Source organism: Luteibacter sp. (genome assembly GCF_036500425.1).
Lineage (GTDB): Bacteria > Pseudomonadota > Gammaproteobacteria > Xanthomonadales > Rhodanobacteraceae > Luteibacter.
This window is the reverse complement of the sequence record NZ_DASYCB010000060.1, coordinates 64191-79192: the sequence shown is the minus strand read 5'-3', so window position 1 is coordinate 79192 and position 15002 is coordinate 64191. Positions and strand designations below refer to the sequence as shown.

Genomic DNA, 15002 nt, shown 5'->3' with positions numbered 1-15002 from the left:
CCTCGTCCGGTTCGCGGCGCCCTCCGCGCCGACACGTTCCGCCAAGGGGTTACCCATGTATAAGCCTTACCCGGCGCTCGCCGGTGCCATCCTCCTCGGCCTGGCCGGGGCCGCTTCCGCCCAGTCCGCCAGTGTCGACGACTACCGCCGCGCCGACTCGATGCTGGCGAACAACACCAGCCCGCTGGTGGACCACTCCGTCCAGCGCGTGAAGTGGCTCGACGATACTCATTTCTGGTATCGCGACCACGACAAGGATGGCGACCAGTTCATCACCGTGGACGCCAGCACCGGTCAGGCCACCCGCGCGTTTGATCGCGACCAGGTCGCCAAGGCCCTTTCCGCATCCACCGGCAAGAAGGTCGATCCCGCCAAGCTGCCGGTCACCGATTTCGTGGTGCGTCCGGACGATGGCCTGGACATCACCTCGGGCGGCAAGCACTACGTATGCGACAAGGCCATGGGCAAGTGCGAGCTTGCCGCGGTGAAGAAGGACCCGAATGGCAAGCCGTATGGCGAAGAGCCGGGCCTGAAGTCGCCGGATGGCAAGTCGGCAGCCTTCGTGCGCGACTGGAACCTGTGGGTGCGTGATGTCGCCACCGGCGCCGAGACGCAGCTGACCACGAATGGCATCAAGGACTACGGCTACGCGACCGATAACGCGGGCTGGAAGCACACCGATGAAGCCATCCTCGTCTGGTCGCCGGATTCGTCGAAGATCGCGACGTTCCAGCAGGACCAGCGCAAGACCGGCGAGATGACCCTGGTCAGCGTCAACGTGGGCCACCCCAAGGTGGATACGTGGAAGTACCCGCTGCCGGGCGACAAGGACGTGACCATGATCGAGCGCGTCGTGATCGACGTGCCGAGCAAGAAGATGGTCCGCTTCAAGATACAACCGGACCAGCACCGCTCGACGGTTTGCGACGATGTCTCGTGCAGCCCGGGCGTGTGGGATGACGTGCGCTGGTCGGCGGATGGCAAGAGCATCGCCTTCGTTTCGACCGCGCGCGACCACACCCAGGAGTGGGTGCGCATCGCCAATCCGGAAACCGGTGATGTGCGCACCGTGTTCGACGAAAAGGCCAAGACCTATTTCGAAGGTGGGTTCGAGAACGCGAACTGGCAGTACGTGCCCGAGACCGACCAGATCATCTGGTTCTCCGAGCGCAGCAACTGGGGCCACCTGTACCTGTACAGCCTGAAGACCGGCAAGCTCGTCAACCAGATCACCAAGGGTGACTGGAACGTGACCCAGGTCCTCCATGTCGACCCGAAGACCAAGACGATCTGGTTCCGTGGCGTCGGCCATGAGAAGGGCGTGGATCCCTACTACCAGTCGTTCTACAAGGTGAATTTCGATGGTTCGAACCTCACCCTGCTGACCCCGGAGAAGCTTGACCACACCGTATCGATGTCGAAGGACGGCACGTACTTCTTCGATTCGTACAGCACGATCGATACGCCACCCACGGCCGTGGTTCGCCGCAGCGATACCGGCGCGGTGGTGAAGGAAATCGCCAAGGCCGATATCTCGCGCCTGAAGGCGGCTGGCTGGGTCGCGCCGACCTCGTTCACCGTGAAGGCGCGCGATGGCAAGACCGATCTCTACGGCCAGATGTTCAAGCCGTCCAGGTTCGATCCGGCAAAGAAGTACCCGCTGGTCGTCTACATCTACCCGGGCCCGCAGGTGGGTTCGGTGCGTACGCGCAGCTTCGTGCCATCGCACGGCGATAACCAGGCCCTGGCCGAACTCGGCTTCGTCGTGGTGGCGGTCGATGGCATGGGCACGCCGCTGCGCTCGAAGGCGTTCCACGATGCCTACTTCCAGAACATCGGCGACAACACGCTGCCCGACCAGGTCGCGGCGGTGAAGCAACTGGTGAAGCAGAACGCGTGGCTCGATGGCGATCGCGTCGGCATCTGGGGCCACTCCGGTGGCGGCAATGCCACGGCGACAGCGATGTTCCGTTACGCCGATACCTTCAAGGTCGGTATCTCGGAATCGGGCAACCACGATAACCGCAACTACGAAGACGACTGGGCGGAGAAGTGGCAGGGCCTGCTGGTCACCGACAAGGATGGCAAGAGCAACTACGACGACCAGGCGAACCAGAAATGGGTCGATGGCCTGAAGGGCCATCTGATGATGGCGCACGGCACCTCGGACGATAACGTGCCGCCGTATGAAACCCTGCTGGTGGTCGATGCGCTGATCAAGGCCAACAAGGATTTCGACCTGGTCCTGATCCCCAACGCCCACCACGGTTATGGCGCCGCTACGCAGTACATGACGCGCCGCCGCTGGGATTACTTCGTGCGTTACCTCAAGGGTGAAACCCCGCCGAAGGAATTCAAGCTGACGCCGATCGAGGCCATGCACTAAACCTTGTAGGAGCGCGCTTGCGGGCGATGGGGTTGCGGCAAGCACCCATCGCGTGCAAGCGCGCTCCTACCACTATGGCTTTAGGAGAGGTTGATGTGCACGCCGGGGACCGGCACGAAGTGCATCGCCACCGCATTCATGCAGTAACGCAACCCGGTCGGATCCGGGCCGTCGTCGAAGACGTGCCCCAGGTGCGCGCCGCAACGGGCGCAGCTCACCTCCGTACGATCTTCCATCAGGCTCCTGTCATCCTTCTGCGCGATGTTCCGCTTCGAGAGCGGTTGCCAGAAGCTCGGCCAGCCGGTGCCTGAATCGAACTTGGTCGCCGAATCGAACAACGCGGTGTCGCAGCCGATGCAGCGGTACAGCCCGTTGTCGTGGCGATTCCAGCCAGGCCCGGTGTACGGCGGCTCGGTGCCTTCGTGGCGGGTGACATAGTACGAGCGCGAATCCAGCTTCGCCTTCCACTGGTCATCGGTAAGAATCACCTTTGCCTCGACGCAGGTTCCCAGCGGCTTCTTGTCGGGCGCGAAGCAATCCAGGGTCACATTGCCAGGCTGGATGGGCTTGGGCGCGTCGGCGGCCATGGCCGGCCGGGTGCCCTTGAGGATGAACGGAAGGGAGATCGATGCCGCCGCGGCGGCAGCGAACACCCCCAGGAACCGACGGCGATCAGGATCAGTGCGGCGCATAAGACCTCCGGAAGCAGGAAAGGGCGCCCAACGGCACCCTTCCCACACAGACCGGCCAACCCGCCCCGGCCTTACACCTCCCTGGGTGTGGCAACCCCGGACCTCCAAGCCGCCGGCTCCACGGAGACCCGCGCTTGCGCGGGATGCCCTCAGCGCGCCCTACCTAACTTGTAGGAGCGCGCTTGCGCGCGATCCCCTCAGTCCTCAACCCACCGACACTGCCGCTCCGTCGTATAGGTCGCATTCTTGTTCTGGTGGCTCTTCTGCACCTGGTTACCCACGACGCCACCGGCCACGGCACCGCCCACGGTCGCCAGGGTCTTACCCTTGCCACCGCCCACCTGGTGACCGATCAAGCCGCCCGCGACGGCGCCGACACCGGTGCCGATCAGGCGATTGTCATCCTTCGAATTGATGTGCTTGGTCTGGACATCCTCGCAGACCTGGTGCCGGGCCATGGCGGGCGCAGCGGCGCCCAGCGCCAGAGCCAGCGTGGCCAACGCAATGAGAGGCTTCTTCATGACGGATCCTCCTTTGGTAACGGCGATTCGACGGATTTCAGGGATACCGCCGCTGTCGTGATGGAGGGGTCAACAGGGAGCGTATTCGTCGGCCGGGTCGACATGGCGTATGGCCGCGGTTTAATCGGCGTGCCGCGCTCTTCGGCCACCGCCTCGGTCAGTTCGGCGCCCAGCAGCAGGATCAGCGCGGAGTAATACACCCAGACCAGGAGCACCACCACGCCGCCCGCCGGCCCATAAGGGCCGCCGACATTACTGCGCTCGAGATAGATGCCAATGGCGTACTTGCCGATCGCGAACAGCAGGGCGGTCAGCGATGCGCCGATGAGCGCATCGCGCCACGCGATGATCGCGTCGGGCAGCACCTTGTAGATGGCGCCGAAGATCAGGATGAAGACGCCGAACGAGATCACCATTTCCAGAACGTGCCAGCCGACGGTACCGCCGCGGACGAACACAGCGATCATCGCACTGGCCGAGAACGAGATGACCAGCAGGAAGGCGAGGGAGAGCAGGAGCCCCAGCGCGTGAACGCGCGCGCGCAGCCACCCCAGGATGGCGTGGCTGGTGTTGCCGGGACGTGGCTGAAGGCTCCACACCCGGTTCAATGCCCCCTGGAGCTGGGCGAACACGGCGGAGGCGCCTACCAGGGTTACCCCCAGGCCAATCAGGCCGGCCATGCTGCCCACGCTCGGCCGTTGTTTCGCGTTTTCGATGACCAGTTCGACGGCGCCGGAGGCGCGTGGGCCGACCAGGCCATTCAGGCTGTTGATCAGCTGGGCCTGCCATTCGGGGCGGAGCGAGGCTACCACCCAAAGCAGCAGGACCAGCAACGGGGCGAAGGACAGTGCGGAATAGAAGGCGAGCGCCGCCGCGCGGGTCATCAGCTCATCGTCGCTGAAGCCTTTGGCGGTCGTCTTCACCACGCGCCAGCCGAGGTTGATCCTGTGGTCCACCGTGGCTCCTTTCGTGTTGACGGGAACAGCGTGGGTGGTGGCGCGCGAAAAAAACGTGGACTAACGGTTTCAGGCCGCGAGGTCCATCCGCTCGATCGCCGCCGGGATGCCTTCTGCCCCGTGCACTTCGATGACCCGATCGGTCATGTTGAACCCAGCCACTACCTCGTGGGCCCAGGTGCTGTGATAAGGCATATAGACGCCCCAGCCGCCCAGCTCGATGACCGGCGCGATGTCGGATTTCAGCGAGTTGCCCACCATGGCGAAGCGGGCGGGGGTGATATCGAACTCGCGGAACAGGCGCTCATAGGCCGCCGGATCCTTCTCCGAGACGATCTCAATCCGGTGGAAGACATCGGCCAGGCCGCAGCGAGCCACCTTGTATTCCTGGTGGAACAGGTCGCCCTTGGTAATCAGGACCACACGGTGGCTGGTCGCCACGCGCTCCACGGCATCGCGGATGCCCGGGAGGAGCTCCACGGGGTGGGCTAGTACTTCCTTGCCCAGGCGCACGATGCGGTGGATGTCCCGGGCTTCGATACGGCCGTCGGTCAGCTCGATCGCGGATTCGATCATCGACAGGGTCATGCCCTTGGCGCCGTAACCGAAAAGGGCGATGTTGCCGCGTTCGGTAGCCAGCAGGCTATCGCGCAGGCCGCCGCTATCCAGGTCGATGTACTTGCCCAGGATGGCCTCGAAGGCATCCTGGGCCTTGTCGTAAAACTCCTGGCTATGCCAGAGGGTATCGTCGCCGTCAAAGCCGATCAGTTCGATCATGGGGGGTATCTCGTGGAACGTACCGCGCTAGCATAGCGCCATGTACGAATTCACTGATATCGCTTGCCCGTACTGCGGGGAAACCATCGAGGTGGCCGTGGATACCTCGGGCGGCAGCCAGACCTACATCGAGGATTGCCAGGTGTGCTGCCGGCCGATCGTGATGCGCCTCATCGTGGACGAAGGCGATGACACCTTCGTCCTGACCGCCACCGCCGAAAACGATGGTTGACTGTAGGAGCGCGCTTGCGCGCGATGGGGTTGCGGCAAGCACCCATCGCGCGCAAGCGCGCTCCCACAGGAAGTGCTTAGAACGCGAAGCTTGTCTTCAGACCGAGGATGAACGCATCGTCGCGATCCTTGCTGCCACCCGGATCCTTGATGTACTGAAGGTTCGGGCGAATGGCGATCGACGGGATCGGCGACCAGCTGTAGAACACTTCAGCTACCGTTTCGTGGCCCGTGTTCACGATGCCCGGGTTATCCGGGTTCAGTTCGTTGAGCAGGCGTTGGTTGCGCGCCGACAGCCCGTTGGCGTGCGTGGCAGCGAGAGCTGCGCCGACGAAGTCGTTCGGGCGATCGAAGATGCCCTTGTACTCCATGCCCAGCGCGATCTGGTTGTTCGTCGCCGAGGTGGCGTGGTCGGCCGCGGTGATGTTCAGGAACACCGTGGTGCCCTTGCCGCCGGCTTCGCCGGTGACCTGCTGCATGAAGGTGATCCATGCGCCCTGGCGTGAGGAGTGCTGCAGCGGCGTGCCGCCGAACTCCGCGAGGGGCTGGTGATCCGCGTTGAGGTACAGGTCATCACCCTTCGAGGTGTTGTACCAGACGCCAGCGCGGTACGAACCCGGCAGGCCGTTCACCGTGGGCTTCCAGCCGAACTCCAGCGGGATGAGAGCACCCGTGGTGCCGCTCGGGAAGCCGGGTTTCAGGCCGTTACGCCGTGAATACGAATCATCGACGTACTTGGGATTCATCTGATACGCGGCCAACTGCACCCAGGTATCGCTGGTGGTGGCGAACTTGACCACGGTGGCCCACTGGCTGGTCGGCCAGTTCGCCCAGTAATCGCCGACGATGTTGCCGGGCTGTGCGCCGCAGAACGAGAGGTTCATGAAGTCGCACGTGAACTGGTTGGTGTCTTCACCGACCGGAAGGCGGCCGAGCTTCCACGTGAGCCTGCCATCGAAGAACTTTTGCTCGAGAGCAAAGATGGTGAGGTGCCAGGTCTGGCCGCGGCCGTAGACTTCCTGGATCAGCTGGTTGTTGCCGATGTTTGCGTCGGCACCGAGGTTGCGGCCATTACGGTCGGTGACCATGATGGTGAACTTGGCGCCATCCCAACCCCATAGCTTCTGCAGGTCGAACGCGGTGCCGAGCTTCCACTGGTCGGTGTAGCGCGTGAGGTTGCGATCGCCGCCTGAGTAGTTGTGCGCAGCTTCGAAACCGTAGCCAAGATCGAACGTGATGCCCTTGTCGGCGAGACGGGTGCGCTCGCCACCCCAGTCGCCGAAGAGATACTTGCTGGTGGTTACATCGTCGGCGTGAGCGACGCCGGCGAACGCGAGGCCCGCCAGCATCACGGCCGCGAGAGGCCGTTTGATCAGATTCGTAAGCATGAACCTTTCTCCCTGAAACTAAAAAAACAAAAACTAAAAATTACGCTTTTTCGTACTTGCTTATTGTTTATCTCAGTTGCAGCGCACAACATTTTCAGTGCACACAACCGACGCAATATATACGTTTTGTCATACTAATGCGTGGGCATCGCGAATTCTGCGCCAGCGCTTTCACCGTGGTTCAGCCAGCGCTGTGTAACGGCCTTCTGTCGGGTGTAAAAACGCACGGATTCCGGGCCGTGCGCATGGTGATCACCCATGAGACTTTTCTTCCAACCACCGAAACTGTGGAACGCCATCGGTACGGGAATAGGTACGTTGATGCCGATCATGCCGACTTGCACCCGGTGCGCAAATTCGCGTGCGACCTGTCCATCCCGCGTGAAGATGGCCGTGCCGTTGCCAAATTCGTGCTCATCGATAAGTTTGAGCGCCGTAGCGAAATCTGCGACGCGCACCACACAAAGCACCGGTCCAAAAATCTCCTCCTTGTAGATTCGCATCGTCGGTGTCACTCGATCGAACAGCGTGCCACCGACAAAAAAGCCTTGCTCGCAGCCGGGCACCTGGTGGCCGCGGCCATCGACGACAAGCTCCGCACCCGCCGCTTCACCATCGTCGATGTAGCCGGTGATGCGATCCCGATGGATTGCCGTGACCACCGGGCCCATCTCCACGCCCTCGTCGAGGCCATGGCCGATACGCAGCGCTTCCACGCGCGGCTTGAGCCTGGCGACGAGCGCATCGGCGGTGGCATCGCCCACCGCTACGACGACGGAAATGGCCATGCAGCGTTCACCCGCGGCGCCGTAGCCGGCGCCCATGAGCGCATCCGTGGTTCGGTCGAGGTCGGCATCGGGCATGACAATCATATGATTCTTTGCCCCACCCAAGGCTTGCACGCGCTTGCCCTTGGCGGTGCCGCGCGCATAGATGTACTCCGCGATGGGTGTGGACCCGACGAAGCTGACGGCCTGCACCAGCGGGTGATCGAGCAAGGCATCCACGGCGGTTTTGTCACCGTGCACCACGTTGAAGACGCCGTCAGGGAGGCCGGCTTCCTTCAAAAGGATCGCGAGTTCGACGGCGAGCGACGGATCGCGCTCGGACGGCTTCAGCACGAAGGTATTGCCGCAGGCGATTGCCATGGGGAACATCCACATGGGCACCATGGCGGGGAAGTTGAATGGGGTGATACCTGCGCACACGCCGATGGCCTGACGCATGGTCCATGCATCGATGCCGTTGGCGATCTGTTCGGTGTACTCACCCTTGAGCAGTTCAGGAATGCCGCAGGCGTACTCGACGACTTCGAGGCCGCGGATGATTTCGCCCTTCGCGTCGGAAAGCACCTTGCCGTGTTCGGCGACGATGACACGCGCGAGCTTGTCGAGGTCGCGTTCGATCAGCTCCTTGAAGCGAAACATCACGCGTGCACGCTTCAGTGGCGGTGTCTCGGACCACGCGCGGAAGGCGGCGTGCGCGGCCTGGACGGCGGTGTCGATATCCTGCGCGGACGCGAGATCGACTTCGGCGGCGACGCGACCGCTGGCGGGGTTGTAGACAGGCGCGGTACCCGCAGGTGAACCGGCATGGGTTGCACCGGCGATGAAGTGGCCAATGCGATACAGGGTGCTGCTTTCAGGCTGGGCGGACATGGTTCGTACGTCTCCGGTCGCGCGGCTTAGCGCGCGATCATCCATTCGTGGGCGGGGTCATTGCGGAAATGCCATTCGCGGCGTGGGCCGGCCATGACATTGAGGTAGTAACCGCGGTAGCCGTGCGGCATGACGACAGGGTGGTAACCGCGTGGCACCATCACCACGTCGTGGTTGCCCACGGCCATCGATTCATCGATATCGCGCGCGTCGGTATACACGCGCTGGAAGGCGAAGCCCTGCGGCGGGTCGATGCGGTGGTAGTAGGTTTCCTCGAGCACGCTTTCTTCCGGCAGGTTGTCGGTATCGTGCTTGTGCGGCGGGTAGCTCGAGGAGTGGCCGGCCGGGGTGAGCACTTCCACCACCAGCAGGGATTCGGCCTGTTCGGTTTCCGGGAGGATGTCGCAGACATAACGGGTGTTCGCGCCGGTGCCGCGCACGGAACGCTTCATCGTCTGCGGTTCGATCAGGCGCACGTCGAAGCGGCCTGTGGCCGGGGCACTGGCAAGGGCCAGCTCGGCATCGCTGTTCGCGGTGATAGTGAACACGGAGGAGGGCGGTGCGTAAATGGCGTGCGGTGAGCGATCCTCGAACACGCTGGCGCGGCCGCCGAGGTTGGCGAACGCGTGCTCGCCGATGCGTACGTCGACGTTACCGGTGAGGACGACCAGGCAACCTTCACGATCGGCGGGCAACGTGAGTGCCAGCGTCTCGCCCGCGTTCACTCGCCGGGCGTCGAAGCCCACGTGTTTCCAGTGCGCGGATTCCGGGGTCACCGTGACGATGGTTTCGCCCTGGGCGGCCGATTTGACGAGCAGGCTCATGCGACCTCCTTCACCGGCTGCCGGTCGAGCAGCGTGCGCAAGGTCTGGTAGCCCTTCTCGGCATAGGCGTAGCTCGGCGCGACGGTCGGATCCTGCTCGGCCTCGACGACGAGCCAACCCTGGTAGCCGTGCGCCTTCAGCCGGTCAACGATGCCAGCGAAGTCGGTGACACCATCGCCCGGCACGGTGAACGCACCGTTGAGGACCGACTCGAGGAAGGTCCAGTGGCGATTGCGAGCGAGCCGGATGACGCCGGGGCGTACATCCTTGCAATGCACGTGGCAGATGCGCCCAATGTGCTTCTCAAGGACAGCGACCGGATCGCCGCCGCCGAAGTAGGTGTGACCGCTGTCGAACAGCAGGCCGACATCGTCACCGGTGTGGGCCATGAGCTGGTCGACATCGTCTGCCGATTCGACATAGGCACCCATGTGATGGTGGTAGGCCAGGCGCACCCCGTGGGAGAGCGTGAATTTCGCGAACTCGGTGAGGTTTTCGCCGTAGCGCTTCCACTCCTCGGCCGTGCGAAAGCGCGGGCGCTTGTGCAGCGGCTGCGGCTCACCCTGAATGGCGTTGGCGACTTCGCCGTACACCATGACCTTGCAGCCATTCTCGGCCAGCAGGTTCAGATGCTTGCCGACGGCAACCATTTCTTCTTTCGCTGGCCGTACCGCGGCGCGTCCCGAGTACCAGCCACTCACGACATCGAGGCCGTAGCCAGCCATGAGTTCACGCAGTGCGGTGGGCTCCTTCGGGAACTTGTTACCGAGTTCGAAGCCCTCGTAGCCGATGGCTTTGCCTTCGCTGAGCGCGGTGGACAAAGGCGTTTCGCCACCTAGCGAAGGCAGGTCGTCGTTACTCCACGAGATCGGGTTGATGCCGATGCGAATGGGATCGTTCTTCATGCTGGCGTGTTCCTGGCCTTGCGGCCCACGGTGGCGGTTTCGTAGCCGCTGCGCGCATCGCGCACGGCATCCCGCGTGGAGACTTCCGGCACCGCCACTTCCCACCATACGCCGCCCTCGTCGGTGGTGCGCGTGTGATCGGTATCGATGCTGATGAGGTAGGTGCGATCCGCGGCGCGGGCACGTTGTAGTGCGGCTTCGAGGCCAGCGATATCCGCGACGTGTTCGGCGATCGCTCCCAGCGAACGGGCGTGCGCGGCGAAATCGATGGGCGGTGCGCCGTGCGGGCCCTGCAGGCAGTTGTCGAACATATTGTTGAACGGCGCGCCACCGGTGGCCTGCTGCAGTCGATTGATGCAGCCATAGCCGCGGTTATCGAGCAGCACGATGATCAGTTTGGCGTCGAGCATCACCGACGTGGCGATCTCCGAGTTCATCATGAGGTAGCTGCCGTCGCCGACCATGACGATGACCTCGCGGTCGGGCTCGGCCATCTTTACCCCGAGGCCGCCAGCGATCTCATAGCCCATGCAGGAGTAGCCGTACTCCATGTGGTAGCCGCCCGGTGTCTCGGTGCGCCACAGTTTTTCCAGTTCGGCCGGCAGCGTGCCCGCGGCGCACACGACGATGTCGCTCATGGCCGAGGTGGCGGATGAACGCTGCACGGCACCGATCACTTCGCCGTCGTAGGGCAGGCGGCCCGGCGGCGGTGCACGCTGGCTGGTGATCTGCGACACGATATCCACCCAGCCGAGAGCGGCATCGTTGGCGCGTTGCGTCCAGCTTTCCGGAGCCGCCCAGTCTTCCAGGCCGAAACTCAGGTCATCGAGCACCTGGGCGGCATCGCCGATCACTTCCAGGCCATCGCCCTTGAGCGCGTCAAAGCTGTTGACGTTGACCGAGAGGATAGGGACGTGCCGGAACAGCGCATTTGATCCGGTCGTAAAATCCTGCAGGCGAGTGCCCACGGCGATGATCAGATCTGCCTCGCGAAGCAAGGCGTTCGCAGCGGTGGACCCGCACACGCCCGCAGGACCGAGCTGGAGCGGGTGATTCCAGGGCATCGCGCCCTTGCCCGCCTGGGTCTCGCACACGGGTACACCGTGCTTGTCGGCAAAGGCCAGTAGTTCCGGGGTCGCCTTGGCATACAGCGCACCGCCACCTGCGATGATCACCGGGCGCTCCGACGCTTCGATCGCATCGAGAGCGACCATCAGTTCATCGTCGGTGGGCTGCGGCGCGCGGAACACGATTTCGCGCGGTTCGAAGAACGACAAGGGGAAGTCGTATGCCTCGGTCTGCACATCCTGCGGTAACGCGAGCGTGACCGGGCCGCACAGGGCGGGATCGGTGAGTGCGCGTACGGCCCGCGGCAGGGCGGTGAGCAGTTGCTCGGGGCGCATGATCCGGTCGAAGTAACGCGACACCGGGCGGAAACAGTCGTTGACCGAGACCGTGCCATCGCTGAAGTCCTCCAGCTGCTGCAGCACCGGGTCGGGCGCGCGGGAAACGAAGATGTCGCCCGGCAGGAGCAGGACCGGCAGGCGATTGACGTGGGCGAGCGCGGCGGCGGTCACCAGGTTGGTGGCACCGGGGCCGATCGAGGTGGTCACGGCCATCATCCGGCGGCGCATGCTGGCTTTCGCGTAAGCGATGGCGGCGTGCGCCATCGCCTGCTCGTTATGCGCGCGGAAGGTCGGGAAGCTATCGCGCACTTCGTACAGCGCTTCACCGATGCCGGCCACGTTGCCATGGCCGAAGATGGCGAACACGCCGCCGAAAAGCGGTTCGGCCTCTTCCGCATCGGCGTCGCGGGCGTACAAAGCCTGAAGGTAACGCACCAGCGCCTGGGCGGTGGTGAGACGGATGGTCTCGCTCATGCGGTCGCGCCTTCCGTGATCGGGTTCGGGGTATCGTGGCGCGCACCCTGCCGCCACGCGCGGATCATGGCTTCAAACGCGGTGCGCGCCTGTGCGATCAGTGCGGCATCGTCGATCTGTCCGGCCAGCCAGGCCTTCGCCGGTTCGCTAAATAACGTGCGGCCGACCGCGAAACCACGGCACGTGCTGCTACTGGCCGCTTCCGCGAACCCGGCGGCGAGGGATTCCGCCGGCGCGTTGAGGCCAAGCAGCAGCACGCCGCGGCAGAACGGATCGCGCTCGGCGATCAACGCATCGATCGCCGCCCACGCCTCGTGGCGCGGGGGGCAGAGCTTCCACCAGTCAGGCCGGATACCCAGGTTGTAGATGCGTTTCATCGAACGCAGCACGCGTTCATCACGCTGCGCGTGGCTGGTGCAGCCGGGCGGGATCACTTCGAGCAGCAGCTCGTGGCCACTCAGTTTCGCGGCGTCGTATAGCGCGAGCAACTGGGTCTCCTGTTCCACGCGGTGCAGCGGCTCGGCATCCGGATCGAACTGCACGAGGCACTTGATCACGTGTTCGCGTGGCCAGCTCACCAGTTGGCTGCCGATCGAGCGGCCGCGCTCAAACTCAAGCGGGTTAGAGCCTGGCACTTCTACCGGGCGGCCGATCCACCAACCGCGACCGGTTGCCGCATTCAACGCATCCTGGCCGTAGCGATCATCGATGAGCAGGCCGATATGACCCTTGAGGTTGTTGGCCTTCTCGGTGGCGGCGACAGCCTCAACGAGCAGGGTCTTCAGTTTCGGCAGGTGTGATTCATCCGCACCGGCTTCGCGCGCCAGTTCAAAGAACGGCGTGCGGTGGTCGAACGCAAACACGTAAAGCTCGTTCCATGCCTTGCGCGGCACGGTGGTGCGATGCAGGTGCGAGAGTTCTGCATCGAGATCGGGCCGCGCGATGCCACCTTCTCGAGAAAGGAAGGTGTCAAGTTCCGCCCGGCTGGGCATCGCCGGTGCGCAGGCGTGGCGGGAGACGACGATGGCACCACTCGCATTCGCCCATGCGCACGCCCGCTCGACCGTTTCACCGCCTAGCCAGCCTGCGAGGAAGCCGGAAAGGAAGGCATCGCCGGCGCCGAGCACATTGAGCACCTCGACACGCGCGCCACGGTAGGTCGGTGCATCGTCGATGGCGGCCGGGATGGGTCCTTCGACGACCGAGCAGCCTAAGGGGCCGCGCTTCACGATCAGTGTGGCCGCAGAGACCGCGCGGACGGCGCGCAGCGCCGTGAGCAGGTCTTCACTGCCACCCGCGATGTGGAATTCTTCTTCCGTGCCGACGATGAGATCGAAGGCGGGCAGGATGGCCTGGAGATCCTTGGTCACGTGCTCGGCGGCGACAAAACGCTGTTCACCTTCGCCGCGGCCGGTCAGGCCCCACAGCACCGGGCGGTAATCGATATCGAGCACCGTGCGCACATCGTGTTTGCGTGCGAGTTCAAGGGCGCGCTGGCTCGCGGCGAGGACGCCAGGCTGCGACAGGTGCGTGCCAGTGATCGCAAGCGCACGGCAGCGGGTGATGAAACTCTCATCGATATCGCCTGGTTGCAACGCCATGTCCGCGCAGTTCTCGCGATAGAACAGCAGCGGGAAGCGGGTGCTGTCCTTGATCCCGAGGATGGCGAGCGCGGTGAGCCGTTCCGGGTCGGCCTTCACCTGGCTGACGTCGCAGCCCTCGTTGGCCAGCGTTTCGAGCAGGAAGGTACCCATCTGGTCGGCGCCCACGCGCGAGAGCATGGCGGAGCGCAGGCCGAGCCGCGCCGTGCCGAAGGCGACATTGGCCGATGAGCCACCGAGGTACTTGGCGAAGCTGGTGACGTCTTCGAGCCGCGCACCGATCTGCTGCGCATAAAGATCCACCGCGAGCCGGCCGAGGCAGGCGACGTCGATGGGGCGGGAGGTGTCGCGGGGGAGAGGACTACGCATAGGTATATAGGTTCTTCAGGCCGCGCGGCCTTCCAGTTCATCGACCAGGCTCTGGATCTCGGTGCCGCCGGCCATCATGTCGAGCACTTCTTCCTTCGTGATATCGGTCTTGGCGAAGGTGCCCATGGATTGGCCGCGGTTGAGCAGCGTGAAGCTGTCCGCGATCGGGTAAGCGTGGTGCACGTTATGGGTGATGAAGATGACGGAGATACCGCGTTCGCGGGCCTTGTGTATCAGCTTCAACACGTTGCAGCTTTGCTTCACGCCGAGCGCCGCGGTGGGCTCATCGAGGATCAGCACCTTGGCGCCGAAATGGATGGCGCGGGCGATCGCCAGGCACTGGCGTTCGCCACCGGACATCGTGCCGACCGGCTGGCTGGCGTCGCGAACATGGATGCCCATTTCGGCCAGCTTGTCGCGTGCCGTTTCGTTCGCATACTTCATGTCCAGCACGTTCAACACGCCGAGCACACGGCGGCGTGGCTCGCGGCCGGCGAAGAAATTGCGCGCCACGCTCATGAGTGGCACCAGGGCGAGATCCTGGTAGACCGTGGCGATGCCGCGATCGAGCGCTTCGCGCGGGGACTTGAAGCGCACCGACTGTCCGTCGACGCGGTAATCGCCGCTGCTCGGCTGGTGTACGCCGGCCAGGGTCTTGATCAGGGTGGACTTGCCCGCACCGTTATCGCCGAGCAGGCAGTGAACCTCGCCGCGCTTCAGCTTCAGCGTGACCCCCTGCAGGGCGATCACCGTGCCGAAGAACTTGCTGACGTCGTCGAGTTCGAGGATGTAATCGTCGGCCATGGGGGCGCCC

General features: G+C 63.9%; 13 protein-coding genes. 2 read left to right on the top strand and 11 right to left on the bottom strand.

The features are described from left to right. Window positions 1–55 precede the first annotated feature (55 nt). Window positions 56–2386, top strand: coding sequence for a S9 family peptidase (locus tag VGN46_RS15620; RefSeq protein ID WP_331644824.1), 2331 nt, complete (start codon window positions 56–58; stop codon window positions 2384–2386). An 80-nt stretch (window positions 2387–2466) separates the two neighbouring features. On the opposite strand, the gene msrB is transcribed toward VGN46_RS15620, so the two are convergent. The 4 genes from msrB to VGN46_RS15600 form a co-directional block, all read right to left on the bottom strand. Further along, complete coding sequence (gene msrB, locus VGN46_RS15615) at window positions 2467–3078, bottom strand: peptide-methionine (R)-S-oxide reductase MsrB (RefSeq protein ID WP_331644822.1); 612 nt, start codon at window positions 3076–3078, stop codon at window positions 2467–2469. Window positions 3079–3275: 197 nt separating this feature from the next. Beyond that, window positions 3276–3599: a glycine zipper 2TM domain-containing protein gene (locus VGN46_RS20375; RefSeq protein WP_414675264.1), complete on the bottom strand. Its 324-nt coding sequence runs from the start codon at window positions 3597–3599 to the stop codon at window positions 3276–3278. Next, window positions 3596–4555 carry a YihY/virulence factor BrkB family protein gene (locus VGN46_RS15605; protein WP_331644820.1) on the bottom strand — a complete coding sequence of 320 codons (960 nt, stop codon included), beginning with the start codon at window positions 4553–4555 and terminating at the stop codon, window positions 3596–3598. Before VGN46_RS15605 ends, VGN46_RS20375 begins: the two co-directional genes overlap by 4 nt. Window positions 4556–4624: 69 nt before the next feature. Continuing rightward, the gene (locus tag VGN46_RS15600) at window positions 4625–5332 is read right to left on the bottom strand and encodes an HAD family hydrolase (RefSeq protein WP_331644818.1); all 708 of its coding nucleotides are present in this window, start codon (window positions 5330–5332) and stop codon (window positions 4625–4627) included. Window positions 5333–5372: 40 nt separating this feature from the next. On the opposite strand from VGN46_RS15600, the gene VGN46_RS15595 reads away from it, so the two are divergent. Continuing rightward, entirely contained in the window at window positions 5373–5564 is a 192-nt protein-coding gene (locus VGN46_RS15595) for a CPXCG motif-containing cysteine-rich protein (protein WP_331644816.1), read from the top strand. A 76-nt stretch (window positions 5565–5640) separates the two neighbouring features. Here VGN46_RS15595 and VGN46_RS15590 read toward each other — a convergent pair whose 3' ends face one another. The 7 genes from VGN46_RS15590 to VGN46_RS15560 form a co-directional block, all read right to left on the bottom strand. Continuing rightward, on the bottom strand, window positions 5641–6951 hold the full coding sequence (locus tag VGN46_RS15590) for a carbohydrate porin (protein WP_331644814.1): 1311 nt from the start codon (window positions 6949–6951) through the stop codon (window positions 5641–5643). A gap of 134 nt (window positions 6952–7085) precedes the next feature. Continuing rightward, on the bottom strand, window positions 7086–8609 hold the full coding sequence (locus VGN46_RS15585) for a CoA-acylating methylmalonate-semialdehyde dehydrogenase (protein ID WP_331644812.1): 1524 nt from the start codon (window positions 8607–8609) through the stop codon (window positions 7086–7088). A 26-nt stretch (window positions 8610–8635) separates the two neighbouring features. Continuing rightward, window positions 8636–9433 (bottom strand): 5-deoxy-glucuronate isomerase, encoded by a 798-nt coding sequence (gene iolB / locus VGN46_RS15580; protein WP_331644810.1) that lies wholly within the window; start codon window positions 9431–9433, stop codon window positions 8636–8638. Beyond that, window positions 9430–10338: a myo-inosose-2 dehydratase gene (gene iolE, locus VGN46_RS15575; RefSeq protein ID WP_331644808.1), complete on the bottom strand. Its 909-nt coding sequence runs from the start codon at window positions 10336–10338 to the stop codon at window positions 9430–9432. Before iolE ends, iolB begins: the two co-directional genes overlap by 4 nt. Then, on the bottom strand, window positions 10335–12218 hold the full coding sequence (gene iolD, locus VGN46_RS15570) for a 3D-(3,5/4)-trihydroxycyclohexane-1,2-dione acylhydrolase (decyclizing) (protein WP_331644806.1): 1884 nt from the start codon (window positions 12216–12218) through the stop codon (window positions 10335–10337). Before iolD ends, iolE begins: the two co-directional genes overlap by 4 nt. Continuing rightward, window positions 12215–14188 carry a bifunctional 5-dehydro-2-deoxygluconokinase/5-dehydro-2-deoxyphosphogluconate aldolase gene (locus VGN46_RS15565; protein ID WP_331644804.1) on the bottom strand — a complete coding sequence of 658 codons (1974 nt, stop codon included), beginning with the start codon at window positions 14186–14188 and terminating at the stop codon, window positions 12215–12217. The genes iolD and VGN46_RS15565 overlap by 4 nt, the downstream gene beginning before the upstream one ends. Window positions 14189–14203: 15 nt before the next feature. Further along, window positions 14204–14992 carry an ATP-binding cassette domain-containing protein gene (locus VGN46_RS15560; RefSeq protein WP_331644802.1) on the bottom strand — a complete coding sequence of 263 codons (789 nt, stop codon included), beginning with the start codon at window positions 14990–14992 and terminating at the stop codon, window positions 14204–14206. Window positions 14993–15002: the final 10 nt, after the last annotated feature.